Genomic DNA, 23,075 nt, shown 5'->3' with positions numbered 1-23,075 from the left:
CTCAGTACTCCAGCTCGTCCCAATCGACGGTGATAGGGATGGGAAGGCCGATCTCCGGCGTTCCCCCCGCCTCCCTCATCAACGTGTTCACGTGCTTGTACAGCCTGGTCGGCCGGTCGAGCTGGTATCGCTCGATGGCGGAGACGCCGGTCTCGTCGAGCCAGACGATCCAGTAATGCGGGATTCCCGCCTTCGCATACCCGCCGAGCTTGTGAGCGGTGTCCACGGTCTCCGAACCCGGGGAAACGATCTCGGCGACGAGAAGGGCATGCTCGGCACGAAGGCGTTCGTCGTCCTCGCGATCGAGGCACCGGTAGAGGACGGCATCGGGCCGCCGGTTCAGCAAGGGCACCTCACGCAGGCGCAAGTCGACGTCGGTGTCGACCTCCAGGCAACCACGACCACGGTTCATCGCCGCGCGAGCGTGGGCTTCGATGAGGTCGGCCAGTCGACGCGCCGCTCTCTGATGCCGGAGGTCAGGCGACTCGCGGAACACCACCTGGCCGCCCACGATCTCGATCATTCGCGAGACGTCCTCGGGAAGCAGCTCGTACTCCTCAGCCGTTACAGGCTGGGGACGAACCCTTAACAACCAGTAGTCGTCCGGCAATACCGTCATGTGCCAAATTCCTTGGACGTCTCAGCCCCGCCCGGCCCGTTCGGATTGTGGGCCGGGCGCCGTCCCGTGGTGGGGGCACGGGACGGCGTGGGCCGTTAGGAGGTGGTGAGCTTTTCGAGGATCAGCTCGCGGGCGCGGCCGGCGTCGGCCTGGCCGCGGGTGGCCTTCATGACGGCGCCGACGAGGGCGCCGGCGGCGGCGACCTTGCCGGAGCGGACCTTGTCGGCCACGGCGGCGTTGTCGGCGATCACCTGGTCGACGATCGAGGCCAGCTCGCCCTCGTCGCTGACGACCTTCAGGCCGCGGGCGGCGACGACCTCGTCGGGCGTGCCCTCACCGGCGAGGACGCCCTCGAAGACCTGGCGGGCCAGCTTGTCGTTCAGCTCCCCGGCGGCGACCATCGCCTGGACGCGGGCCACCTGGTCGGGGGTGATCGGCAGCTCGGCCAGCTCCACGCCCTGCTCGGTGGCGCGGCGGGACAGCTCGTTCATCCACCACTTGCGGGCCGCGCCCGAGTCGGCGCCCCGGGCGATCGTCGCCTCGATGAGGTCGACGGCGCCCGCGTTGACGACGTCGCGCAGCTCCAGGTCGGACAGGCCCCACTCGCCCTGGACGCGGCGGCGCCGCGCGGCCGGCAGCTCGGGCAGGGACGCGCGGAGCTCCTCCACCCACTCCCGGGACGGCGCCATCGGGACCAGGTCGGGCTCGGGGAAGTAGCGGTAGTCCTGCGCCTCCTCCTTGCTGCGCCCGCTGGTGGTGCGGCCCGTGTCCTCGTGGAAGTGGCGGGTCTCCTGGACGATGCGTCCGCCGGAGGACAGGACGCCGGCCTGCCGCTCGATCTCGGAGCGGACGGAGCGCTCGACGGAGCGGAGCGAGTTGACGTTCTTGGTCTCGGTGCGGGTGCCCCACTCGGCGGCGCCGCGCGGCATGAGGGAGACGTTGACGTCGCAGCGCATGGAGCCCTCCTCCATGCGCACGTCCGAGACGCCCAGGGACCGGACGAGCTCGCGCAGCTCGGTGGCGTAGGCGCGGGCCACGAGCGGGGCCTTGTCGCCGGTCGCCGGGATCGGCTTGGTGACGATCTCCACGAGGGGGATGCCGGCCCGGTTGTAGTCGACCAGGGAGAACTCGGCGCCCTGGATGCGGCCGGTGGCTCCGCCGACGTGCAGCGACTTGCCGGTGTCCTCCTCCATGTGGACGCGCTCGATCTCGATCCGGTACGTCTCGCCCTCGACCTCGACGTCCAGGTGGCCGTCGACGCAGAGCGGCTCGTCGTACTGGGAGATCTGATAGTTCTTCGGCATGTCCGGATAGAAGTAGTTCTTCCGGGCGAACCTGCACCACTCGACGATGTCGCAGTCGAGCGCCAGGCCGATCTTGATGATGCCCTCGATCGCGGCGTGGTTGGTGACCGGGAGCGAGCCGGGCAGGCCGAGGCACACCGGGCACACCTGCGTGTTGGGCTCGGCACCGAAGCCGGTCGGGCAGCCGCAGAACATCTTGGACGCGGTGCCCAGCTCGATGTGGGTCTCGATGCCGAGGACGGGCTCGTACTTGGCGAGCGCCTCGTCGTAGGCCATCAGGGTCGGTGCGGTCACTGGGAGACCTCCGCCAGTTCGGGGGCCTTGGCCTGCAGCGGGCCGCCCCAGCGCTCTTCCAGGGCGCGCTCGACGGCGGCGCCCACCCGGTAGACGCGGTCGTCGCCGAGGACGGGCGCCATGATCTGCAGGCCGACCGGCAGGCCGTCCGCGAGCCCGCACGGCACCGAGAGGGCGGCGTTGCCCGTGAGGTTGGCCGGGATCGTGTACAGGTCGGCCAGGTACATCGCCATCGGGTCGTCCGCGCGCTCGCCGATCGGGAACGCGGTGGTCGGCGTGGTCGGCGAGACCAGCACGTCCACCTGCTCGAACGCGTTCCGGAAGTCCTGCTGGACGAGCGTGCGGACCTGCTGCGCCTTGCCGTAGTAGGCGTCGTAGTAGCCCGAGGACAGCGCGTAGGTGCCGAGCATGACGCGCCGCTTGACCTCGGGCCCGAAGCCCTCGGCGCGGGTCAGCGCCATGACCTCCTCGGCGCTGCGGGTGCCGTCGTCGCCGACGCGCAGGCCGTACCGCATGGCGTCGAAGCGCGCCAGGTTGGACGAGCACTCCGACGGCGCGATCAGGTAGTAGGCCGACAGCGCGTAGGTGAAGTGCGGGCAGGAGACCTCGACGACCTTCGCGCCGAGGGACTCCAGCAGCTCGACCGCCTCGGTGAAGCGGGCGGTGACGCCCGCCTCGGCGCCCTCGCCCGCGAACTCCTTGACGACGCCGACGCGCATGCCTTCGACGTCGGCGCGGCGGGCCGCCTCGACGACCGGCGGGACGGGCCGGTCGACGGACGTGGAGTCCATCGGGTCGTGGCCGCTGAACGCCTCGTGCAGCAGCGCCGCGTCGAGCACGCTGCGGGCGAACGGCCCGGGCGTGTCGAGCGAGGACGCGAAGGCGATCACGCCGTAGCGGGACGAGCCGCCGTAGGTCGGCTTCACCCCGACGATGCCGGTGACGGCGGCGGGCTGCCGGATCGAGCCGCCGGTGTCGGTGCCCGTGGACAGCGGCGCCTCGTAGGCGGCGACGGCCGCGGAGGAGCCGCCGGACGACCCGCCCGGGACGCGGCTCAGGTCCCACGGGTTGTGGGTCGTGCCGTAGGCGCTGTTCTCGGTGGACGAGCCCATCGCGAACTCGTCCATGTTCGTCTTGCCGAGGATCACCAGCCCGGCCTCGCGCAGCCGCGCGGTCACGGTCGCGTCGTACGGCGGCCGCCAGCCTTCCAGGATCTTCGACCCGGCGGTGGTGGGCATGTCCGCGGTGGTGAACACGTCCTTGTGCGCGATGGGGACTCCGGCCAGCGGGCCCAACTCCCGTCCCGCGGCGCGCTGCTCGTCCACCTTGCGGGCCTGCGCGAGGACGGTCTCCCCGTCCACGTGCAGGAACGCCTTCACCTCGCCGTCGACCGCGGCGATGCGGTCCAGGTGCGCCTGCGCGACCTCGACCGCAGACGTCTCCCCGGCGGCGATGAGCTCCCCGAGCTCCGCCGCCCCTTTCCTGACCAGTTCCGTCACCTGCTCACGCCTCCTCGTCCAGAATCCGCGGGACCCGGAAGCGCTGCTCCTGCGAGGCCGGGGCGGCGGCGAGCGCCTGCTCCGGGGCGAGGGACGGCCGGACCTCGTCGGCCCGGTAGACGTTGGTCAGCGGCAGCGCGTGCGAGGTGGGCGGGATGTCCTCCGCGGCGACCTCCTGCACCCGCGCGACCGCGGAGATGATCTGGTCGAGCTGGGCGGCGAGATGGTCGAGCTCATCGTCGCCGAGCGCCAGCCGGGACAGCCGGGCGAGGTGCGCGACCTCGTCACGGGTGATGGCGGACATGAGTGGCAACCGTTTCTGGGATCGATGGGATTCCCCGCCATCCTAGGGCCGGGGCGCGCTCCGCCCGAACGCTTTGCACTGGCATGATCCCCGCGCGCCGCGACCCGGCCGTTTCAGACCCTGCTGAGGGGAACGTCTCTTTCGTCCATCCCCAGGACGACGAGAGGAGACCGCCGTGACCATCGGCGGCAGCATCGCCCTGATCATCATCGGCGCGATCCTGGCCTACGCGGTCAACTACGAGTTCAGCGGCGTCGACATCCGGCTGGTCGGCGTGATCCTCATGGTCGGCGGGCTGATCGGGCTCGTCGTCGGGATCGTGCGGATCGCCTCGGCCCGGCGGGCGGTCGCGCGCCGCGCGGTGCCCGTCCGCGAGGAGCGGTACTACGAGGAGCTCCCGCCGGACTACGAGACCCGCCGCCGCTACTAGACGGCCGCGCACGACAGGGTCGGCAAGCGGGCTGGTCAGGCGGCCGGTTCGGGGGCACGTTCCATGCGGCGCCGGAGCCAGTCGGTGGCGGTGGCGGCGTCCATCGGGCGGCCGAAGTGCCAGCCCTGCGCCGCGTCGCAGCCCATCTCGCGGAGCATCCGGGCGGTCTGCGGGTCCTCCACGCCCTCGGCGACCGAGCGGAGGCCGAGGGTGCGGACGAGGTCGACGATCGAGCGGACGATCACCGCGTCGTCGGTGGACTCGGTGAGCCGGCCGACGAACGAGGAGTCGATCTTGATCTCCTCGACCGGGAGCCGTTTGAGCCGCACCAGCGAGGAGTAGCCGGTGCCGAAGTCGTCCAGGCTGAGCGGGATGCCCAGCTCGGCCAGGGCGCTGACGGTGTCGGAGGCGTAGGCGGGCTCGTTCATCAGGATCCGCTCGGTGATCTCCAGCTGGAGCGCCGCGGCGGGCAGCCCGCGTTCGAGCAGGCCCTCCTCGATCGTCTCGGTGAGGCCGGTGTCGAGCAGGTCGCGGCCGGAGGCGTTCACCGCGACCTGGACGGCGAGGTCCTCGCGCCACCAGGCGGCGGCCTGCGCGAGCGCGGCGTTCACGACGTGGTGGGTGATCGAGCGCATCAGGTAGGTCTGCTCGGCCACCGACAGGAACGCCTCGGGCTCTAGCAGGCCCTTGTCGGGGTGGCGCCAGCGCAGCAGCGCCTCCATGCCGACGAGCTGGCCGTCCCGCAGGGAGATCTTGGGCTGGTAGAACAGCTCCAGTTCGGAGCGGTCGATGGCGCGGCGCAGGTCGCCGAGCATGCTGAGGCGGGCCGGGGAGTTGCGGTCCTTGCCGGGCGAGTAGACCTCGACGCCGGTGCGGGCCTCCTTGGCGTTGTACATGGCGACGTCGGCGCGCTGCAGGAGCAGCTCGAAGTCGGGCGCGTGGTCGGGGAACAGCGCGATGCCGACGCTGGCCTCCAGGTCGAACGACATGCCGTCCAGCCGGACGGGCTCGCTGAGCGCGGCGCGCAGGCGGGCGGCGACCTCGCGGGCGGCGGCCTCGTCGCGGACGGTGGGCAGCAGCACCGCGAACTCGTCGCCGCCGAGGCGGGCGACGAGGTCGCCGGGCCGGACGCTGTGGGTGAGCCGGTGCGCCACGAGCTGCAGCAGCCGGTCGCCGGTGGGGTGCCCCAGCGTGTCGTTGACCTCCTTGAACCGGTCGAGGTCCAGGAGGAACAGCCCGGCGCGGCGGTCCGGCTGCTCGACCGTCTTGCGGCGGCGGGCGGGGCCGATCCCGGCCGTGCGCCGCCGGTCTCCGCCGCGCCGGTCCGCGCCCCGCGCCTCGGCGAGGGCCTCCTCGGTGCGGACGATCAGCAGCTTGCGGTTGGGCAGTCCGGTGAGCCCGTCGTGCAGGGCCTGGTGCTCGCGGCGGACGGAGACCGAGGCGTTCAGGTACACGGCGATGAACGGCAGGACGATGAGCGGCACGAACACCGCGGACCTGTCCATGGCGACGACCATCAGCGGGGCCAGCCCCAGCAGGGCCAGGTGGACGAGGACCTGGTAGGCGAGGTCCCAGCTCAGGGCCTTGATCAGCGACACGCGCTCGTGCAGGGCGACGGCGGCGCCGACCAGGGTGTCGTTGCAGGCGAAGTAGACGGCGCCGGCGAGCGCTATCGCGGGCAGGTCGGCGCCGTCGGGCACCCAGAGCGAGGTGGGCGTGGCCAGGTCGCCGGCGAGGGCCAGGACGAGCTGGGCGGCGGCGAGGCTGAGGGTGTACTGGGCCGCGTTGAAGGCGATGCGGTGCGGCGTGCGGTTGCGCAGGATCCCGCAGGTGATCACCGCGATGACCTGGAGGAAGGCCGCGACGGGCAGCCCGGCGTACAGCAGCGCGGCGAACGCGAACGTGGTGGAGGTGGTCGCGCCGTTGTTCTCGGTGGAGCCCGGCGTGATGATCGGCCGGAGCTCGCCGAACACGATGAAGCAGCCCAGGATCCAGAAGACCGGATTGCGGGCGAGCGCGTCCAGGTCGGCGCCGCTCAGCCCGGCGAAGGCGGTGCCGCAGGCCGCGACGCCGAGCAGGATGACGACGACGAAGTAGATCCACAACGGGGAGCCGCGGCGTGGCGCCGTGTTCCGCGTGTTGTTCGGGTCCTTCATCACATCCTCGGGGGGTTCGGGGGGCCGTTCCCCGGCACCGGACGCGCCGGACCGCGAGGGACTCCCCCCGGGTGATACGTCCGAAGATTCAGGTGGGTCGTGATGAGAGGGAGAGTACGGCCTTTGCTCAACTTCGCGAAACCAATTGCGTACGTTCCGTTATGCCCATTCCGTACCCACCTCTCACCGGTCGGTAACCGCAGTGTACCGCTGGGTAACTCGACGCTGGTGGACGGGACGGCCAGCACAGCCGGTCACTCGTCCGCGCGCAAAGTCACGTTTTTGGCCGCATCTGGCCCATCGGCCAGCAGGACGCGGAACCCTTCCTCCCCCAGGACTGGTACGCCCAGCTTGACAGCTTTGTCGTATTTTGACCCGGGGTTGTCGCCGACCACCACGAAGCCCGTTTTCTTCGACACCGACCCGGACACCTTCCCGCCGAGGTTCTGGACCGCCGCGGTCGCCGAGTCGCGGCTGAACCCCTCCAGCGACCCGGTGATCACCACGCTGACCCCCGCCAGCGGGCGCGGCCCGGCGGCGCCCTCGTCCTCCATCCGGACGCCGGCGTCCCGCCACTTGTCGACGATCTCGCGGTGCCAGTCGACCTCGAACCACGCGCGGATCGCGGCCGCGATCGTCGGGCCGACCCCGTCGACCGCCGCCAGCTCCTCCTCGGTCGCGCTCTGGATCGCCTCCATCGAGCGCAGCTCGCGCGCGAGGTCCTGCGCGGCGGCCGGCCCCACGTGCCGGATCGACAGCGCCACCAGCACCCGCCACAGCGGCTGCTTCTTGGCCTTCTCCAGCTCCTCGAAGAGGATCTCGACCGTCTTCTTCGGCTCGCCCTCCTTGTTGGCGAAGAAGGTCACGATCTTGGGCTCGCCGGTCTTCGGGTCGGTCTTGGCCGTGCCGGTCTTGGCGTCCAGCACCGCGCTCTTGATCGGCAGGAGCCGCTCCACGGTCAGGTGGAACAGGTCGCCCTCGTTCTTGACCGGCGGATCGCTCGGCTCCAGCGGCTGCGTGAGCGCGGTCGCCCCGACGTAGCCGAGGGCCTCGATGTCGAGGGCGTTGCGGCTCGCCACGAAGTACAGCCGCTCCCGCAGCTGCGCCGGGCACAGCCGCGCGTTCGGGCACCGGATGTCGGCGTCGCCCTCCTTCTCGTACGCCAGCTCCGTGCCGCACTCCGGGCAGTGCTCGGGCATCTCGAACTCGCGCTCCGAGCCGTCGCGCAGCGCGGTCACCGGCGCGACGATCTCGGGGATCACGTCGCCCGCCTTGCGCAGGACGACCGTGTCGCCGATCAGCACGCCCTTGCGCCTGACCTCGCTCGCGTTGTGCAGCGTGGCACGTTCGACCGTGGACCCGGCGACCTGGATGGGAGCCATCACCCCGTACGGGGTGACGCGCCCGGTGCGGCCCACGCCGACCTTGATGTCGAGGAGCTTGGTGTTGACCTCCTCCGGCGGGTACTTCCACGCGATGGCCCAGCGCGGCGCCCGGCTCGTCGACCCGAGCCGCCGCTGCAGCGCGAACTGGTCGACCTTCACCACCACCCCGTCGATCTCGTACGCGGGGTCGTGCCGGTGCTCGCCGTAGCGCTCGACGTACGCGCGGACGGCGTCGAGCCCGCCGACGACCTCGTAGCGGTCGCTGACCGGCAGCCCCCAGCCGCGCATCAGCTCGTACGCCCCGGACTGGCTGTCGGGCCGCGTCCCGCCCTCCCACGCGCCGAACCCGTGCACGAGCATGCCCAGCGGGCGGTGCGCCGTGACCCGCGGGTCCTTCTGGCGCAGCGACCCCGCCGCGGCGTTGCGCGGGTTGGCGAAAGGGTCCTTGCCGGCCTCGACCTGCGCGGCGTTGACCTGCTCGAAGCCCTCGATCGGCAGGAAGACCTCGCCGCGCACCTCCAGCACGTCCGGCCAGCCCTCGCCCGCCAGCCGGGACGGGATGTCGGCGATGGTGCGGATGTTGTTGGTGACGTCCTCGCCAGTGCGCCCGTCGCCGCGGGTGATCCCGCGCACCAGCCGCCCCTTCTCGTAGGTCACCGCGATGGCCAGCCCGTCGATCTTCAGCTCGCACAGGTAGCCGGCGACCTCGCCGACCTCCTTGACGACCCGCTCGTCCCAGGCCAGCAGCTCGTCCTCGCTCATCGCGTTGTCGAGGGACTGCATCCGCTCCAGATGCTCGACGGTCGCGAAGTCGGTGGTGATCGGCGACCCGACCTTCTGGGTCGGGGAGTCGGGGGTGACCAGCTGCGGATGCCGCTCCTCCAGCTCGCGCAGCTCCCGCATCATCCGGTCGTACTCGGCGTCGGTGAGCGTCGGCTGGTCGAGGACGTAGTAGCGGTAGTTGCCCTCGTCGATCCGCTCGCTCAGCTCCCGATGCCGCTGAGCCGCCTCCGTCGGAACACCATCTCGCAAGGTCATGCGCCTATTCTCGCCCGTGGCACCGACAATGCGACCCCCGGCACGCCCCCCGCGGCGACGAGATCAGCACCCGGGGCTCCGCCCCTAGCCGGCGCCCTCGTACAGCGTCCGCCCCGTCTCGCGGCACCGCGCGAGCGCCGCGCGGACGTGCCGCGGCGACGCCCCCGCCATCCCGCACGCCGGGGTGACGACGACCTGCGCGCCCAGCCGCGCGGGCGGGAAGCCCAGCCGCCGCCACAGGCTCCGCGCCGGCTCCGCGGTCGCCTGGAGGGGCGGCAGGGCGGCGTCGGACGCGGGCACCGCGCCGAGGAACAGCCCGATCCCGGCCTCGATCGTCTCCCCGATCGCGTCGTCGTCGCGCCTCGGGACGAGGGCGAGGTCGACCGAGACCGCCCTGGCGCCCGCGCCTCGGAGCAGCCCGTACGGCACCTGCCGCGCGCAGCAGTGGACGACCGGGTACGCGGCGTCGTCCGCGCACGCCCGCTCGATCACCCCGCGCAGCACTTCCCCGGCGACCGGCTCCTCGATCGCCCGCAGCCGCGAGAACCCGCTGGCCGTGGGGACGGTGCCCGCCAGCGCCGCGGGCAGGCCCGGCTCGTCCAGCTGCAGCAGGATCCGCGCGGCCGGCAGCCGCCGCCGGACGTCGGCCACGTGCGCGGCCGCGCCCTCGGCGAGCGAGGCGGCCAGGTCGCGGACGGCGCCGGGGTCCTTCAGCGCGCGGTCGCCGTTGCGAAGCTCGATCGTGGAGGCCAGCGTCCACGGCCCGCACACCTGGATCTTGAACGGCCCGTCGTGCCCGCCCGCCAGCCCCTCCAGAACGTCCAGGTCGCGGGCGAGGTGGTCGCGGGCGCGGAGCACGTCGCGTCCCGGACGGTCGGCGAACCGCCATCCGGACGGCTGAAGGTGCACCGGCATCTCGACCAGCAGCCCGGCCGTCCGCCCCGTCAGGTCGGCGCCAGGCCCGCGCGCGGGCAGCTCGGGCAGGTGCGGCAGGTCGGGCAGCTCGCCGAGGACGACCCGCAGCGCCTCGGCTGGATCGTCCCCCGGGTAGGACCCGATGCCGGTCGCGGCTCCCGGCCGCCACGGATACGTCGTCGTCACGCCTGGAACCCTATGACCTGATCACAGGAGCCCGGTGAACCGGTCGAGCGTGCGGAGGGTGTCGTCCTCCGGCTCGGTCGGCAGGTTGAACAGGACCTCGCCGACGCCGGCGTCCTCCAGCTCGGCGATCGCCTCGCTCTTCGGCGGCACGGCGAACACCGTGACGGGCACCTCGCGTCCGGCCCGCTCCCGCAGTTCGGCGATCTGGGCCGCGAGCGGGCCGGTGCCCCGGCCGTAAATCGGCATCCAGCCGTCCCCGAACTCCACGACCCGGTCGAACGTGGTCGCCCCCGACCCGCCGACCAGGACGGGCGGGTGCGGGTCCTGGACGGGCTTGGGGTAGGAGAACACCGGGTCGAAGTCGACGAACTCTCCGTGGAACTCCGCCTCGTCCTTCGTCCACAGCTCCTTGACCGCCAGCACCCGCTCGCGCAGCAGCCGCATCCGCGTTCTGGGGTCGGTGCCGTGGTTGCGCATCTCCTCGCGGTTCCAGCCCCCGCCGACGCCGAGCACCGCCCGTCCGCCGGAGATCCGGTCGAGCGAGGCCACCTGCTTCGCCAGCATGATCGGGTCGCGCTGGACGATCAGCGCGATCCCCGTGCCGACCCGCAGCCGCCCGGTCACGGTCGCGGCGGCGGCCAGCGCGACGAACGGGTCGAGCGTCCGATAGTAGAAGCGCGGCAGCTCGCCGCCGCCCGGCCACGGGGACTCCCGCTTCACCGGGATGTGGGTGTGCTCGGCCAGGAACAGGGACGCGAACCCGCGTTCCTCCAGCGCCCGCCCAAGCGGCGCGGGCCCGATCCCCTCGTCGGTCACGAAAGTCGACACACCGAATTCCACAGAACCTCCAAGCGGCGAACCCGACCCTAGTGCATGTTTCATAAGCCCCTGTTCTGTTGCGCGGCGCCCAGGCACGCACCTCGCGGCGTTGTCGTCGGTCGACAGCCAACACCGGGCTGCCTCCCTCCTCCGCCTTGCGATGCACGCACCTGGACACCGCTCACGACGAACGCGACTTATGAAACACGCCCTAGCCGGGTCCAGAGGCAGGGGCCAGGCCGGGGGTGAGTCAGGCGGGGAGGCGGGCCGCTTCGGCGATGGTGGACGAGGCCAGGACGCGGTCGCCCCGGTAGAGGACGGCGGTCTGGCCCGGGGCGACGCCGCGCGCCGGGGCGTCCAGCCGGATGCGCAGGGCGTCGCCGTGGTCGTCGACCGTGCAGGGGTGGACCTCGCCGTGGGCGCGGAGCTGGACGTCGCAGTCGAACGGCCCGGCGGGCGCCTCGTCCAGCCACACCGGGCGCTCCCCCATGATCTCGCGGACGTCCAGCGACTCGCGGGGCCCCACGGTGACGGTGTTGGAGACGGGCGAGATGTCCAGGACGTAGCGGGGGCGGCCGTCGGGCGCCGGGGTCCCGAGCCGCAGGCCCTTCCGCTGGCCGACCGTGTACGCGTACGCGCCCTCGTGCTCGCCGACCTTGTTGCCGTCGGTGTCGACGATCGGGCCGGGCGCCTCGCCGAGCCGCTCGGCCAGGAAGCCCCGCGTGTCGCCGTCGGCGATGAAGCAGATGTCGTGGCTGTCGGGCTTGTCGGCCACCTGGAGGCCGCGCCGCTCCGCCTCCAGCCGGATGTCGGCCTTGGCGGTGTCGCCGAGCGGGAACAGCGCGTGCGCGAGCTGCTCCGGCGTGCAGACGGCCAGGACGTACGACTGGTCCTTGCCCGCGTCCACGCCCCGGCGCAGGACGCCGCCGTCCAGCCGGGCGTAGTGGCCGGTGCAGACGGCGTCGAAGCCGAGCGCCAGGGCCCGGTCCAGCAGCGCCGCGAACTTGATCTTCTCGTTGCAGCGCAGGCACGGGTTGGGGGTCCGCCCGGCGGCGTACTCGCTGACGAAGTCCTCGACGACGTCGTGGTGGAACCGTTCCGCCAGGTCCCATACATAGAACGGGATGCCGATCACGTCGGCGGCGCGGCGTGCGTCCCTGGAGTCCTCCAGGGTGCAGCAGCCGCGCGCTCCCGTCCGGTACGACTGGGGGTTGCTGGACAGGGCCATGTGGACGCCGGTGACGTCGTGCCCCGCCTCGGCGGCGCGGGCGGCGGCCACGGCGGAGTCGACGCCGCCGGACATGGCGGCGAGTACGCGCAGAGTCATAGTCCTCCGAGCGTACGCGGCGCGGGCCGGTCGACCGGAATCAATTCCGCGTACGATTGGGCGCGCTATGGGAATCTTCCGCCGACCGCGCGAGTCGTCCGCCGCCACGCCGCCCGCCATCAGCGAGTTCTGGGAATGGTGGGCGCAGGCCCGCCCGACGATCGAGGCATCGCTGGCCGCCGCGCCCGGCCCCGAGCCGGCCGAGCCGGAGGCGCCCGGCGAGGGGCTGTCGGCCGAGGCGATCGAGGAGCTGTCGCGCCGCGTCCACAAGATCCACGCCGAGCTGCAGTGGGAGATCGGCGGCGCCGAGGGCCGCGCCCCGTCCCTGACGGTGTCGGGCGGCGGCGATCCCGAGCTGCGGGGTCTGACCGAGCGTTGGCTGCGCGCCGCGCCCACCGGCGCCGCGGCGGCCGGGTGGGGCTTCCATCCGGCGCGCCAGGCCGACCTGGAGATGCTCTCCCAGGACCTCGTGCTCGGCGACCACGAGTTCGACCTGGAGTACGTGCGGCTCGGCATGCGCGCCGACGCCGACCGCGCCCGCGTGCACATCACCGCCTACCACCCCGACTTCCTCTTCGTCTCCGAGGAGCAGCGGCTCCAGGTCGCGCTGCACGTCCTCGACTGGGCTCTCGGCGAGGACGACGTGGCCCGCTGGGTCGGTGAGGTCACGATCGCGACGGAGGCGCCGATCGACTCGCTGCCGCCCTCGATGCTGTCCGCCGTGGTCGAGCAGGTCGCCGAGCCGTTCGCCGAGCCCGCGTGGCTGTCCGGCGAGGGCCGCACGCCCCGGGGCCATCCCGCCCGGCTGGGTGCCCGGTTCCCGCTGCACCGGCAGGACTACCCGCTGTGTGACCTGCACGTGGCGATCACCGTCCCGTACGCCAACAGCAACCCCGACCGGCTCCCCGTCGAGCCGTCGTCGGGCGCGCTGCGCGCGTTCGAGAAGAAGCTCGCCAAGCTGGGCGACCGGGCCGTGCTCGCGGTGCGCGAGACGGGCGACGGCCTGCGGGTGTTCCACCTGTACGCCGACCCCGACTCCGGCGTGATCGGCGAACTGGACCAGCTCGCGGCGGGCTGGGCCGAGGGCAAGGCCAAGGTCGCCTCGACCAGCGACCCCGGCTGGCGCGCCCTCGCCCCCTACCAGCCCTGAGACGTCCCGCCGGGCTCAGGCCCGCCAGGCGCCCGCCGGGCTCTAGCGCCGCGGGCGGACGGCCTCGACGCGGCGCCAGCGGGCCTCGCAGAACGAGTAGATCCCGAAGACCAGCACCCCGGCGGCGACTGCGATCAGGCCCCACGCCCCGGCGGGCGTCCCGGCGAACTCGCGGAGCGTGCCGTCCAGCCCCTGGGCCTTGCCGGGCTGGAAGCTGAGCGCCGCGTAGGCGAGGAAGACGCCGACGCCGCCGCCGATCAGGCCGCGGGCCACGTTGCCGACCATGCCGAGCGGCTCGACGACCCGCCGCGTCCCCGGGCCCATCCGCGCGGTCTTGAGGTCTTCCAGGAACGTGCGGCGGACGGCGCCGACGAGCACGACGGCGCCCCACACGAGGAACCCGGCCGCGATCGCCAGGACGAGCCAGCGCCCGCCCGGCTCGGCCATCGCCCGGGCGGTGAACGTCTTGGACTGCTGGTCGCTCGACGTGCCGGTGTAGCCGAACAGGAATCCCAGAGTCGCCCCGAAGCCGGCGGCGTAGACGACGCCGCGCCCCGCCGCGGCCAGCCGCTTGGCCGGCTTGTCCCCGTCCGGAACCGGCCGTCCGTAGAGGGTCTCGGCGAGCTGCCAGAGGGCGAGCGCCGCGAAGCCGGCCGCCACGAGCCACAGGGCGACCGGCCCGCCCGGCTTCTCCGCGACGGTCTGGAGGGCGCCCTTCCGGTCGGCCTCCTGCCCGCCGTTGCCCAGCGCGACCTGGAGGGCCAGCCATCCGACCATCAGGTAGAGGAGACCGCGCGCGACCAGCCCCACGCGGGACATGCCGTGGAACCACGGATGGCCGGCGGCCTTCCGTCCCGCGCGCTTGACCGCGCGGGGGGTCTGGGGGGTCGTCCCCTCAGAGTGACGCCTGCCGCCCGTCGCTTCCGCCGCCATCGTCCCGACCTCGCAATCCCCGACCCATGGAACGGCAACGCTGTCCCCGCCAGGGAGGGCGCCAAACACCCCGGCCCGCGCGGTCGCGCGGGGCTCAGCTGAGTCCGGCGCGGCGGGCGCGTTCGACGACCGGGCCGATGGCGTCGGCGAGGGCCTTCACGTCGGCCTCGGTGGAGGTGTGGCCAAGGGTGAAGCGGAGCGAGCCCCGCGCGCGCTCTGCGTCCGCGCCCATCGCCATCAGGACGTGGCTGGGCTGGGAGACTCCGGCCGAGCACGCCGAGCCGGTGGAGCAGGCGATGCCCCGGGCGTCCAGGAGCATGAGCAGGGCGTCGCCCTCGCAGCCGGGGAACGAGAAGTGGGCGTTGCCGGGCAGGCGCCCGGCGGGGTCGCCGTTGAGGGCCGCGTCGGGCACGGCCGCGCGGACGGCGTCGACCAGCTGGTCGCGGAGCCCGGCCAGCCGCGCGTTCTCGGCGTCGCGGCGGGCGACCGCGACCTGGACCGCGGCGGCGAACCCGGCGATCGCCGGGCTGTCGAGCGTCCCGGACCGGACATCGCGCTCCTGGCCGCCGCCGTGCAGCAGCGGAACCGGGTCGAGGAACAGCGGCTCCCTGGGCTTGGCCAGCAGCAGCGCGCCCACGCCGATCGGGCCGCCGAGCTTGTGACCGGTGATGGCCAGCGACTGGACGCCGCTCGCCGCGAACCGCACGGGCAGGTGCCCGGCGGCCTGCACCGCGTCGGTGTGGAAGGGGACGCCGTACTCGCGCGCCACGGCGGCCAGCTCCGCGACGGGCTGGACGGTGCCGACCTCGTTGTTGGCCCACATGACGGTGGCGAGCGCCACGTCCGCGCCGGAGGGGCCGATGGCCTCGCGCAGCGCGCCGGGCTGGACGCGGCCCTGCCCGTCCACCGGGATCCACTCGACGCGGGCGCCCTCGTGGTCGGCGAGCCACTGCACCGCGTCCAGGACGGCGTGGTGCTCGACGGCCCCGGCCAGCACGCGGGTGCGGGCGGGGTCCGCGGCGCGGCGCGCCCAGTAGACGCCCTTGACGGCGAGGTTGTCGGCCTCGGTGCCGCCCGAGGTGAACACGACCTCGCTCGGACGGGCGTCGAACGCCTCCGCGATGATCTCGCGGGACTCCTCCACGACCCGGCGGGCCCGCCGGCCCACCGCGTGCAGGGACGACGGGTTGCCGAGCTCGCGGAGCCCCGCCGTCATCGCCTCGATGGCCTCGGGCAGCATCGGGGTCGTCGCCGCATGGTCGAGATAGGTCACCACGCGGACAACAGTATCCGCGCGGCGGCCCTTCCCCACCGGTGGCCGCAGGGTCCCCGCGCACGCCCAGGTGAGCGCGGATCACGCGCGGGAACAACGGGCATGATCCACGGGTTGGCAGCTGTACCGTCCGGTCGGTACAGTGGAAGGGCCATGAAGCGAGAAGCCCTGCTCGACGCCGCCGAGTCCCTGCTCTTCGAGCACGGGACGCAGGCGCTGACGCTCGCCGCCGTCGCCGACCGCGCCGGCGTCAGCAAGGGCGGGCTGCTCTACCACTTCCCCACCAAGGAGGCCCTCGTCAGGGCGATGGTGGCGCGGGTCATCGAGGAGTTCGACGGCCTGGTCGCCTCCCACGACGACGGCACGCCCGGCTCCTACAGCCGCGCCTACGTCGAGGCCACCTTCGAGATCCTCACCGGCGAGGCGCGCGCCCACCGGCGATGGTCGGCGATCACGGCCGCCGCCACCGATCCGGAGCAGGCCGAGCCCCTGAACGAGGCGATGCGGCGCTGGCACGGCGAACCCGCCGGGGAGCGCGACCCTGGCGCCGCAATGGTCGTCCGGCTGGCGGCCGAGGGCCTGTGGGAAGTGGTCAGCCACGCACCCGAGCTGTACGACGGCGAACAGCTCGAAGCGCTGAAACAGCGGCTGCTGGCCTTGCTGGAGCGGTGACACAGGGCGCCCGCAGCGGCGCCACCGGTACCGTCTGATCCCCCGGCCCTGCCGACTCACCCACACCACACGCACCGCACGCGCCCCTCCCGGCGCGCGCACCCCCCGGGGCCGCGCCCCGCCGAGCCTAGAAAGAGGTGAACCATGCTGTTCCGTGCCCGTTCGGGGACCTTCCTGACCTTCGCACTCGCGGGCCTGCTGACCGGAGTGTGGGTGGCCCGCATGCCCGCGCTGGCGAGCAAGTTCGGGACGACCGAGGGCGAGATCGGCATCGTCGTCCTCGTCTGGGGCATCGGCGCGATCGTCGCCATGCAGGCGCTGCGCGGCGTCATGGCCCGCGCCGGCAGCCGCGGCACCCTGCGCGTCGCCCTGCCGCTGACCGCGCTGTCCTACGCCGGGGTCGCGCTGGCCCCGACCTACGCCGCGCTGCTCGTCGCCGTCGCGCTGTTCGGCATGGCGTTCGGCGTCACCGACATCGCGATGAACGCCCAGGGCAGCGTCGTCGAGCGGGCGCACCGCCGGCCGATCATGAGCGCCATGCACGCCGGCTGGTGCGTCGGCGCGATGGGCGGCGGCCTGTTCGGCGTCGCCACCGCCGCCGCCGGGCTCGGCTTCACCGCGACCGTCCTGTCCGCCGCGGTGCTGACGCTGCCGCTCGGCCTGCTGCTCGGCCGCACCTACCTGCCCGACCCCGCCGCCCCCGCCGGGACGGCGACGGGACGCGCGGCCCGCCGGATGCCGCTCGCGGTCTACCTGATCGGCGGGCTCGCGTTCATCGCGTTCATGACGGAGGGCTCGATCGCCGACTGGAGCGGCCTGCTCCTGCACGACGAGCTCGGCGCCACCCAGGCCGTCGCCGCGCTCGGCTACCCCATGTTCGAGCTGGCCATGCTCATCGGACGGCTGTTCGGCGACCGCGTCCGGACACGCCTCGGCACCCGGCGGCTGCTGGTCGGCGCCGGGCTCGGCACCGCGCTCGGCATGACCGTCGTCGTCCTCGCGCCCGCCGCGCCCGTCGCCATCGCCGGCTTCTTCGTGACCGGCCTGGTGGTCTGCACGGTCGTCCCGACGACGATCTCCCTGGCCGGGACCGCCGACCCGGGCCGTCCCGCCGCGGCGGTCGCCCAGGTCGGCGCGATGGGCTACGGCGGCCTGCTGCTCGGGCCCGTGGTGGTCGGCTTCCTGTCGGAGGCGACCTCGCTCCGCGTCGGTGTCGGCGTGGTCGTCGTCCTGGCCCTGCTGATCGCCGCCGGTGCCCGCTTCGTCCCCCTCCGCATGGACATGGACGTGGTGGCGCACTCCTCCGAGGCCGCCGTGGCGGCCGGTGAGGCCCCGGCCGGCGAGGAGGCCCCCGCTCCCGTCGCCGCCTGAATTCCGGACGATCCTGTATAACCCCTTCGGGATGGTCGCGGCGGAGGACGGGCATATGGGCGCGTGGCGGGTTCCGGGGTACAGCGAGATGCGGGAGCTCGGCGAAGGGGCGCAGGGCCGCGTCGTGCTCGCGCGGCACGACGCGACCGGACGCCCCGCCGCGATCAAGTACCTCGCGGACCGGCTCGCCCGCGACCCGGAGTTCCGGGAGCGGTTCCGGGGTGAGGCCGCGCTGCTGAGCCGGCTCCGGAACCCGTACGTCGCGGGCTTGTACGGGCTGGTGGAGACCCCGGACGGCGCGGCCATCGTAATGGAGGCCGTGGACGGCGTGCCGCTCAAGGCCGTCCTCGCCGGGCGGGGGCCGCTGGAACCCGAGGCGGCCCTGACCGTGCTGAAGGGCTCGCTGCTGGGCCTCGCCGCCGCGCACGACCTCGGGATCGTCCACCGCGACTACAAGCCCGCGAACGTGATCGTCCGGGCGGACGGGCTGAGCAAGCTCATCGACTTCGGCATCGCGGTCGACGCGGGCGAGGCGGGACGGTCGGGCACGCCCGTCTACATGGCGCCGGAGCAGTGGCGCGACGAGCCCGCCTCGCCCGCCACGGACGTCTACGCGGCGGCGTGCGTGTTCTTCGAGTGCGTGACGGGACGGCGGCCGTACGCGGCCGGGGACCAGGCCGGGCTCATGGGCCGCCACCTGCTGGCGCCGATCCCGGCGGAGGAGGTGCCCGAGCCGCTGAGGCCGCTGATCTCGCGCGGGCTCGCCAAGGACCCCTGGGACCGGCCGCTGGGCGCCGCCGCGTTCGTGTCCGAGCTGGAGGCCGCCGCGTCGTCGGCGTACGGCGCGGACTGGGAGGGCCGCGGTGTCCGGACGCTCGCGGGCGCCGCCGCGGCGCTGTCCATGCTCTTCCCGCTCACCGCGCTCGGGCTGGGCTCGGGCGGAGCCGCCGGAGCCGCCGGAGCCGCGGGAGCGGGAGGCGCGGGGGCCGCCGGCACTGCCGGTGCCGCGGGCAAGGGGGTGTTCGGGGCGCTCGGCGCCAAGGGCGCCGTCGCGGTCGCCGGTGGCACGGCCGTCGTGGCGGCGGGCGGCGCGGCGACCTACGTGGCCGTCGCCGACGGCGAGCCGAAGGTGAAGCCGATCGTGGCCGGGCTCGCGGCGCTCAGCGAGCCGCGGCAGGACCTGGGCGGCGGGATGACCTTCCAGGTGCAAGGCCAGGTCGTGACGGTCACGGGCGGGGACGCGCCGCTCACACGGAAGGTCAACCAGGCGCTGCGGGCACCGCTCGAAAAGCGGTGGACCGGCCTGCGGACGAGCCTGAAGAGGATCGGCCGCGGAGGGTACACCGACGTCGTGAAGCCGAAGATCCTCATGAGCGGCGACCGGCTGCTCTCGGTCTGGTACACCGTCGCGCTGCGCGGCGAGCGCGGGTCGGGCTGGGACCACTCGCCCGCCACGACCGTGGACCTGCGGACCGGCGCGTCCTACGGCCCGCTCGACCTCTTCCGCGTCCCGACCGAGCGGGGCCTCGCGCCGCTCGACCGGAAGATCAAGGCGCATCTGCCCGGCGGCACCTACTGCGGCGGCGAACCGGACGCCTCGACCGGGCCCGTGGTCCTGCGCGGCACCGACAACCCGTCCAAGTTCGTCAGGTCCGGCGAGGTCACGATGGCCCTCACCCCGGCGGGCGTCCGCGTGGCCTTCTACGGCTCCATCCTGGGGTACGCCTCGGCGTGCGGCGAGCTGGACACGGTCGTCCCCTATGCCGAGCTCGGCGGCATGCTCAAGCCCGCGCTGCTCGCGAAGGTGCCCTATCCGTCGCCGACCCGCTCCTGAACTTCGCTATCGTCGCGTTGATGCGGCTTCATGTGGGATGCGCGATGTGGACGCACAAGCCATGGCAGGGGCGCCTTCTGCCCCATCCGCTCGCGCCCGGTGAGCGCCTGCGCGCCTACGCGTCGTGGTGCAACGCGGTAGAGGGCAACACGACGTTCTACGCGACGCCCGCGGTGGGCACGGCGGAGTCGTGGGCGCGGCAGACCGCGGCCGACTTCCGGTTCCTCGTCAAGCTGCCCAAGCCGATCACGCACGAGCAGCGGCTCGGCGGGGGCGAGGACGAGGTCCGGTCGTTCTTCACGGCCATCGAACCGCTCGGCGCGCGCGCCGACGTCGTGTGGGCGCAGCTGCCGCCCTCGTTCGGCCCGTCCGACCTGGGCGCGCTCGCTGCGTTCCTCCGGCGGCTGCCCGGGTCGCACCGGTACGCCGTCGAGGTCCGCCATCGTGCGTTCTTCGAGGACGAGCGTTCCGTGCGCCGGCTCGAACAGGTGCTCGCCGGAGCCGGGGCGGAGTGGGTCACGTTCGACACCACCGCGCTGTTCCAGAGCCCTCCGACCACCGACGCCGAACGGGAGGCGTGGACGAGGAAGCCGCGCGTGCCGCGCCGGGCGGTCGCCCTCACCGATCGTCCGGTCGTCCGCTACCTGGGACGTGACGACAAGGCGCGCACCGTGGAGGGCTGGCAGGGCTGGATCGGCATGGTCGCGGGGTGGCTGCGCGAGGGCCGCTCGCCGACGGTGTTCGTCCACACGCCCGACAACGCCGACGCGCTGGAGCTGGCCCGCCGGTTCCACGACGAGGTGCGGGCGGCGGTGCCCGGGGTCGAGCCGCTGCCCGAGCCCGTGCCCAACGAGCCCGCGACGCTGTTCTGACGCCGGGCGGCGCCGAGGCCGGCGGTCCTGACGCCGGACGCCCCGGCCGGTGACCTGGTCACCGGCCGGGGCGTCCACCGCGGGAGGCCGGGCGCTCACCTGCGCTTGTTGATCTCCTCGGTGAGCTGCGGGGCGACCTGGAAGAGGTCGCCCACGATCCCGTAGTCGACGAGCTCGAAGATCGGCGCCTCGGCGTCCTTGTTGATGGCGACGATCGTCTTCGAGGTCTGCATGCCGGCCCGGTGCTGGATGGCGCCGGAGATGCCGACCGCGATGTAGAGCTGCGGCGACACGGTCTTGCCGGTCTGGCCGACCTGGAACGAGTGCGGGTACCAGCCGGCGTCGGTCGCGGCGCGGGAGGCGCCGACGGCCGCGCCGAGCGAGTCGGCCAGCCCCTCGATGATCGAGAAGTTCTCCGCGCCGCCGACGCCGCGGCCGCCGGACACCACGATCGCGGCCTCCGTCAGGTCCGGGCGCTCGCCCTTCTCCTGGACGACCTTCTCGACGATCCTCGCGGCCTTGTCGGCGTCCGACAGCTCGACCGACACCCGCTCCTCGGCCGCGGCGGCCGGGGACGCCTCGGGGGCGACGGAGTTCGGGCGGACGGCGATGATCGGCGTGCCGGTCCTGACCCTGGCGTGCGAGATGATCCCGCCGCCGAAGATCGAGTGCTCGGCGACGAGGCCCTCGCCGACGTCCACGACGTCGGTGAGCACGCCGGAGCCGGTCTTGACCGCCAGGCGCCCGGCGATCTCCTTGCCCTCGGCCGTCGCGGAGACGAGCACCGCGGCCGGGGACCCGTCGTTCACCAGCTTGGCCAGCAGCGCGGCCTTGGGCGCGACGACGTAGGCGGTCAGCTCCTCGTCGGCGGCCACGTACACCTTGCCCGCGCCGTACTCGCCGAGCTTGTCCTTGGCGCCCTCGTAGCCCGGCCCCACCCATACGGCGGCGGCCTCGCCGAGCCTGTTGGCCAGCGTCAGCAGTTCGAGCGTGACCTTCTTGACCTCACCGTCGACATGGTCGACGAGGACGAGAATCTCAGCCATTGCGTTCCAATCCCCTTCCTCGGTCAGACGAACTTCTTCGACGCGAGGAACTCGGCGATCTTCGCGCCGCCATCGCCCTCGTCGGTGACGATCTGACCCTTCGCGCGCGGCGGCGCCTCGGCGAAGTCCACCACCTCGGTGGCGGCGTTCGCGAGGCCGACCTGCGACGCGTCGATGCCGGCGTCGGCGATGCCGAGCGTCTCGACCGGCTTCTTCTTGGCCGCCATGATCCCCTTGAACGAGGGGTAGCGCGGCTCGTTGATCTTCTCGACGACGCTCACGACCGCCGGCAGGCTCGCCTCGACGCGGTCGAAGCCGTAGTCGGTCTGCCGCTGGACGCGGATGGCCGTCCCGTCGATCTCGACCTTGTTGGCCAGCGACAGCTGCGGGACGCCGAGCCGCTCGGCGAGCATCGCCGCGAGCACCCCGGTGCGCGCGTCGGTGGACTCCGAGCCGAGGATCACCAGGTCGAAGCCGGTCCGGCCGAGGGCCTGCTGGATCGCGTGCGAGGTCTGCAGCGCGTCGGAGCCGGCGAGGCCGTCGTCGACGAGGTGCACGGCCTTGTCGGCGCCCATGGCCAGCGACTTGCGGATCGAGTCGGCGGCCTTGTCGGGGCCCATGGTGAGGACGGTCACCTCGCCGCCGTGGGCCTCCTTGATGCGCAGCCCTTCCTCAATGGCGTACTCGTCGAGTTCGTTGATGACACCGTCCGCGGCAGCGCGGTCGAGCGTGCTGTCATCGGACTTCAGCTTGCGCGGGCTCTCCGTATCGGGAACCTGCTTCACCAGGACGACGATGTTCATGGCCGGTGGCCGACCTCCCTGCACTCATTTGGCCGCTGGGGTAAGCGGACAGAGGGGCGCCGCCCATGGCGGGTCGACGCGGGAACGCGTTTTCGCTGTCACAGCCTGCCAAAGACCCGAACGTGCTTCTAATCCGGGTCCCCGGTTCGGCCGCCACGACAAATGTTACCCGTCGGTAGCCTATTGGCAACTCCACCTCACGCGTCACCTCCTGTCGACGGCGTTCTGCAGCCGGTCCATCGAGCTCTCCAGCGTGCTCTGCAGCCCGTACATCGGCGCGAAGCTCGGCGTCAGGGACATGGCGCCGACCACCGCGAGCAGCGCGAGCACGCCGAGCACCACGACCGCGGCCGCGATGTGCCGCGGCTGCCGCGCGACGGCCAGGAAGGCTCGCTCCAACTGCCGCCGCGGCCCGCTGACGCCCGGCGCCGTCCACAGCACCGCTGCCCCGGCGCCCGCGCCGAACGCGCCGGCGCCCAGCGAATCGATCTCCCCGCCGACCGCCGAGACCGTGACCAGCCCGAGCGGCACCGCGACCGCGAACGCCGCCGCGTAGGGGACGGTCAGCAGCGTCCGCCCGAGCGCCCAGGCCCGTCCCCGGACGGTCCTCGCCCCCACCGCCCGCAGCAGCGTCACCGCAGCCAGCGACAGCACCAGGCCGGCGATCGGCATCATGATCACGACGCCCACCGCGATGACCACGACCATGGCCGCGAGCAGCCGGGCCCACCCCCGCGCCACGGCCAGCTCGTGCGCGGCGGCGGACGTCCCCTCGGTGTCCACCTGCGCGGCGGGCACCCGGCTCGGCGGCGGGCCCTGGCCGGGGGCCTCGTCCGCGACCTGTC

The 23,075-nt window shown here is 73.2% G+C and carries 20 protein-coding genes; 6 read left to right on the top strand and 14 right to left on the bottom strand.

Annotated elements, in window-relative coordinates:
- Window position 1 precedes the first annotated feature (1 nt).
- The 4 genes from E1298_RS07740 to gatC all read right to left on the bottom strand — a co-directional run bounded on the left by E1298_RS07740 (window position 2) and on the right by gatC (window position 4,020).
- Window positions 2-619: a Uma2 family endonuclease gene (locus tag E1298_RS07740; protein WP_131890406.1), complete on the bottom strand. Its 618-nt coding sequence runs from the start codon at window positions 617-619 to the stop codon at window positions 2-4.
- 95 nt (window positions 620-714) lie between these two features.
- Window positions 715-2,199 (bottom strand): Asp-tRNA(Asn)/Glu-tRNA(Gln) amidotransferase subunit GatB, encoded by a 1,485-nt coding sequence (gatB, locus tag E1298_RS07735; protein WP_131890450.1) that lies wholly within the window; start codon window positions 2,197-2,199, stop codon window positions 715-717.
- Between the two features lie 14 nt (window positions 2,200-2,213).
- Entirely contained in the window at window positions 2,214-3,716 is a 1,503-nt protein-coding gene (gene gatA, locus E1298_RS07730) for an Asp-tRNA(Asn)/Glu-tRNA(Gln) amidotransferase subunit GatA (protein ID WP_131890404.1), read from the bottom strand.
- Between the two features lie 4 nt (window positions 3,717-3,720).
- Window positions 3,721-4,020: an Asp-tRNA(Asn)/Glu-tRNA(Gln) amidotransferase subunit GatC gene (gatC, locus tag E1298_RS07725; RefSeq protein ID WP_131890402.1), complete on the bottom strand. Its 300-nt coding sequence runs from the start codon at window positions 4,018-4,020 to the stop codon at window positions 3,721-3,723.
- Window positions 4,021-4,195: 175 nt separating this feature from the next.
- Here gatC and E1298_RS07720 point away from each other — a divergent pair, with 175 nt between their 5' ends.
- Window positions 4,196-4,450: a DUF6458 family protein gene (locus E1298_RS07720; RefSeq protein ID WP_131890400.1), complete on the top strand. Its 255-nt coding sequence runs from the start codon at window positions 4,196-4,198 to the stop codon at window positions 4,448-4,450.
- A gap of 35 nt (window positions 4,451-4,485) precedes the next feature.
- Here E1298_RS07720 and E1298_RS07715 read toward each other — a convergent pair whose 3' ends face one another.
- The 5 genes from E1298_RS07715 to mnmA form a co-directional block, all read right to left on the bottom strand.
- On the bottom strand, window positions 4,486-6,606 hold the full coding sequence (locus E1298_RS07715) for a putative bifunctional diguanylate cyclase/phosphodiesterase (protein ID WP_131890398.1): 2,121 nt from the start codon (window positions 6,604-6,606) through the stop codon (window positions 4,486-4,488).
- Window positions 6,607-6,860: 254 nt separating this feature from the next.
- Complete coding sequence (gene ligA, locus E1298_RS07710; RefSeq protein ID WP_131890396.1) at window positions 6,861-9,029, bottom strand: NAD-dependent DNA ligase LigA; 2,169 nt, start codon at window positions 9,027-9,029, stop codon at window positions 6,861-6,863.
- An 84-nt stretch (window positions 9,030-9,113) separates the two neighbouring features.
- Entirely contained in the window at window positions 9,114-10,130 is a 1,017-nt protein-coding gene (locus E1298_RS07705; protein ID WP_131890394.1) for a methionine synthase, read from the bottom strand.
- A gap of 21 nt (window positions 10,131-10,151) precedes the next feature.
- Window positions 10,152-10,958 carry an LLM class F420-dependent oxidoreductase gene (locus E1298_RS07700; RefSeq protein WP_243725437.1) on the bottom strand — a complete coding sequence of 269 codons (807 nt, stop codon included), beginning with the start codon at window positions 10,956-10,958 and terminating at the stop codon, window positions 10,152-10,154.
- Between the two features lie 241 nt (window positions 10,959-11,199).
- Window positions 11,200-12,276 (bottom strand): tRNA 2-thiouridine(34) synthase MnmA, encoded by a 1,077-nt coding sequence (gene mnmA / locus E1298_RS07695; RefSeq protein ID WP_131890390.1) that lies wholly within the window; start codon window positions 12,274-12,276, stop codon window positions 11,200-11,202.
- 67 nt (window positions 12,277-12,343) lie between these two features.
- Between mnmA and E1298_RS07690 the strand changes: the two genes are divergently transcribed.
- Window positions 12,344-13,426, top strand: coding sequence for a DUF695 domain-containing protein (locus E1298_RS07690; protein WP_131890388.1), 1,083 nt, complete (start codon window positions 12,344-12,346; stop codon window positions 13,424-13,426).
- A 42-nt stretch (window positions 13,427-13,468) separates the two neighbouring features.
- Here the strand turns inward: E1298_RS07690 and E1298_RS07685 are convergent, their stop codons facing one another.
- Window positions 13,469-14,359, bottom strand: coding sequence for a DUF1206 domain-containing protein (locus tag E1298_RS07685; protein WP_131890386.1), 891 nt, complete (start codon window positions 14,357-14,359; stop codon window positions 13,469-13,471).
- 94 nt (window positions 14,360-14,453) lie between these two features.
- Window positions 14,454-15,632: a cysteine desulfurase family protein gene (locus E1298_RS07680; RefSeq protein ID WP_131890448.1), complete on the bottom strand. Its 1,179-nt coding sequence runs from the start codon at window positions 15,630-15,632 to the stop codon at window positions 14,454-14,456.
- 153 nt (window positions 15,633-15,785) lie between these two features.
- Here E1298_RS07680 and E1298_RS07675 point away from each other — a divergent pair, with 153 nt between their 5' ends.
- The 4 genes from E1298_RS07675 (at window position 15,786) to E1298_RS07655 (ending at window position 20,381) form a co-directional block, all read left to right on the top strand.
- Complete coding sequence (locus E1298_RS07675; RefSeq protein ID WP_131890384.1) at window positions 15,786-16,304, top strand: TetR/AcrR family transcriptional regulator; 519 nt, start codon at window positions 15,786-15,788, stop codon at window positions 16,302-16,304.
- 144 nt (window positions 16,305-16,448) lie between these two features.
- Window positions 16,449-17,675, top strand: a complete 1,227-nt coding sequence (locus tag E1298_RS07670) for an MFS transporter (RefSeq protein ID WP_131890382.1) — start codon at window positions 16,449-16,451, stop codon at window positions 17,673-17,675.
- Window positions 17,676-17,706: 31 nt separating this feature from the next.
- Window positions 17,707-19,509, top strand: coding sequence for a serine/threonine-protein kinase (locus E1298_RS49350; protein ID WP_207944496.1), 1,803 nt, complete (start codon window positions 17,707-17,709; stop codon window positions 19,507-19,509).
- A gap of 20 nt (window positions 19,510-19,529) precedes the next feature.
- Complete coding sequence (locus E1298_RS07655; RefSeq protein WP_131890380.1) at window positions 19,530-20,381, top strand: DUF72 domain-containing protein; 852 nt, start codon at window positions 19,530-19,532, stop codon at window positions 20,379-20,381.
- 95 nt (window positions 20,382-20,476) lie between these two features.
- Here E1298_RS07655 and E1298_RS07650 read toward each other — a convergent pair whose 3' ends face one another.
- The 3 genes from E1298_RS07650 to E1298_RS47900 form a co-directional block, all read right to left on the bottom strand.
- On the bottom strand, window positions 20,477-21,427 hold the full coding sequence (locus E1298_RS07650; RefSeq protein ID WP_131890378.1) for an electron transfer flavoprotein subunit alpha/FixB family protein: 951 nt from the start codon (window positions 21,425-21,427) through the stop codon (window positions 20,477-20,479).
- A gap of 23 nt (window positions 21,428-21,450) precedes the next feature.
- The gene (locus E1298_RS07645) at window positions 21,451-22,230 is read right to left on the bottom strand and encodes an electron transfer flavoprotein subunit beta/FixA family protein (protein WP_131890376.1); all 780 of its coding nucleotides are present in this window, start codon (window positions 22,228-22,230) and stop codon (window positions 21,451-21,453) included.
- Between the two features lie 204 nt (window positions 22,231-22,434).
- On the bottom strand, window positions 22,435-23,075 hold a 641-nt coding region (locus E1298_RS47900), incomplete at its 5' end, for a hypothetical protein (protein ID WP_424923080.1).

The organism is Actinomadura rubrisoli, from assembly GCF_004349215.1.
Lineage (GTDB): Bacteria > Actinomycetota > Actinomycetes > Streptosporangiales > Streptosporangiaceae > Spirillospora > Spirillospora rubrisoli.
The sequence above is the reverse complement of the archived record's forward strand: the minus strand, read 5'-3'. Positions and strand labels throughout refer to the sequence as shown.

Coding starts and splice junctions, on each gene's coding strand:
- E1298_RS07715 (WP_131890398.1), bottom strand. CDS start 6,606: ATGAAGGACCCGAACAACACGCGGAACACGGCGCCACGCCGCGGCTCC.
- E1298_RS07675 (WP_131890384.1), top strand. CDS start 15,786: ATGAAGCGAGAAGCCCTGCTCGACGCCGCCGAGTCCCTGCTCTTCGAG.
- E1298_RS07655 (WP_131890380.1), top strand. CDS start 19,530: ATGCGGCTTCATGTGGGATGCGCGATGTGGACGCACAAGCCATGGCAG.
- E1298_RS07670 (WP_131890382.1), top strand. CDS start 16,449: ATGCTGTTCCGTGCCCGTTCGGGGACCTTCCTGACCTTCGCACTCGCG.
- gatC (WP_131890402.1), bottom strand. CDS start 4,020: ATGTCCGCCATCACCCGTGACGAGGTCGCGCACCTCGCCCGGCTGTCC.
- ligA (WP_131890396.1), bottom strand. CDS start 9,029: ATGACCTTGCGAGATGGTGTTCCGACGGAGGCGGCTCAGCGGCATCGG.
- E1298_RS07690 (WP_131890388.1), top strand. CDS start 12,344: ATGGGAATCTTCCGCCGACCGCGCGAGTCGTCCGCCGCCACGCCGCCC.
- E1298_RS07740 (WP_131890406.1), bottom strand. CDS start 619: ATGACGGTATTGCCGGACGACTACTGGTTGTTAAGGGTTCGTCCCCAG.
- E1298_RS07685 (WP_131890386.1), bottom strand. CDS start 14,359: ATGGCGGCGGAAGCGACGGGCGGCAGGCGTCACTCTGAGGGGACGACC.
- E1298_RS49350 (WP_207944496.1), top strand. CDS start 17,707: ATGGTCGCGGCGGAGGACGGGCATATGGGCGCGTGGCGGGTTCCGGGG.
- mnmA (WP_131890390.1), bottom strand. CDS start 12,276: ATGACTCTGCGCGTACTCGCCGCCATGTCCGGCGGCGTCGACTCCGCC.
- E1298_RS07650 (WP_131890378.1), bottom strand. CDS start 21,427: ATGGCTGAGATTCTCGTCCTCGTCGACCATGTCGACGGTGAGGTCAAG.
- E1298_RS07645 (WP_131890376.1), bottom strand. CDS start 22,230: ATGAACATCGTCGTCCTGGTGAAGCAGGTTCCCGATACGGAGAGCCCG.
- gatB (WP_131890450.1), bottom strand. CDS start 2,199: ATGGCCTACGACGAGGCGCTCGCCAAGTACGAGCCCGTCCTCGGCATC.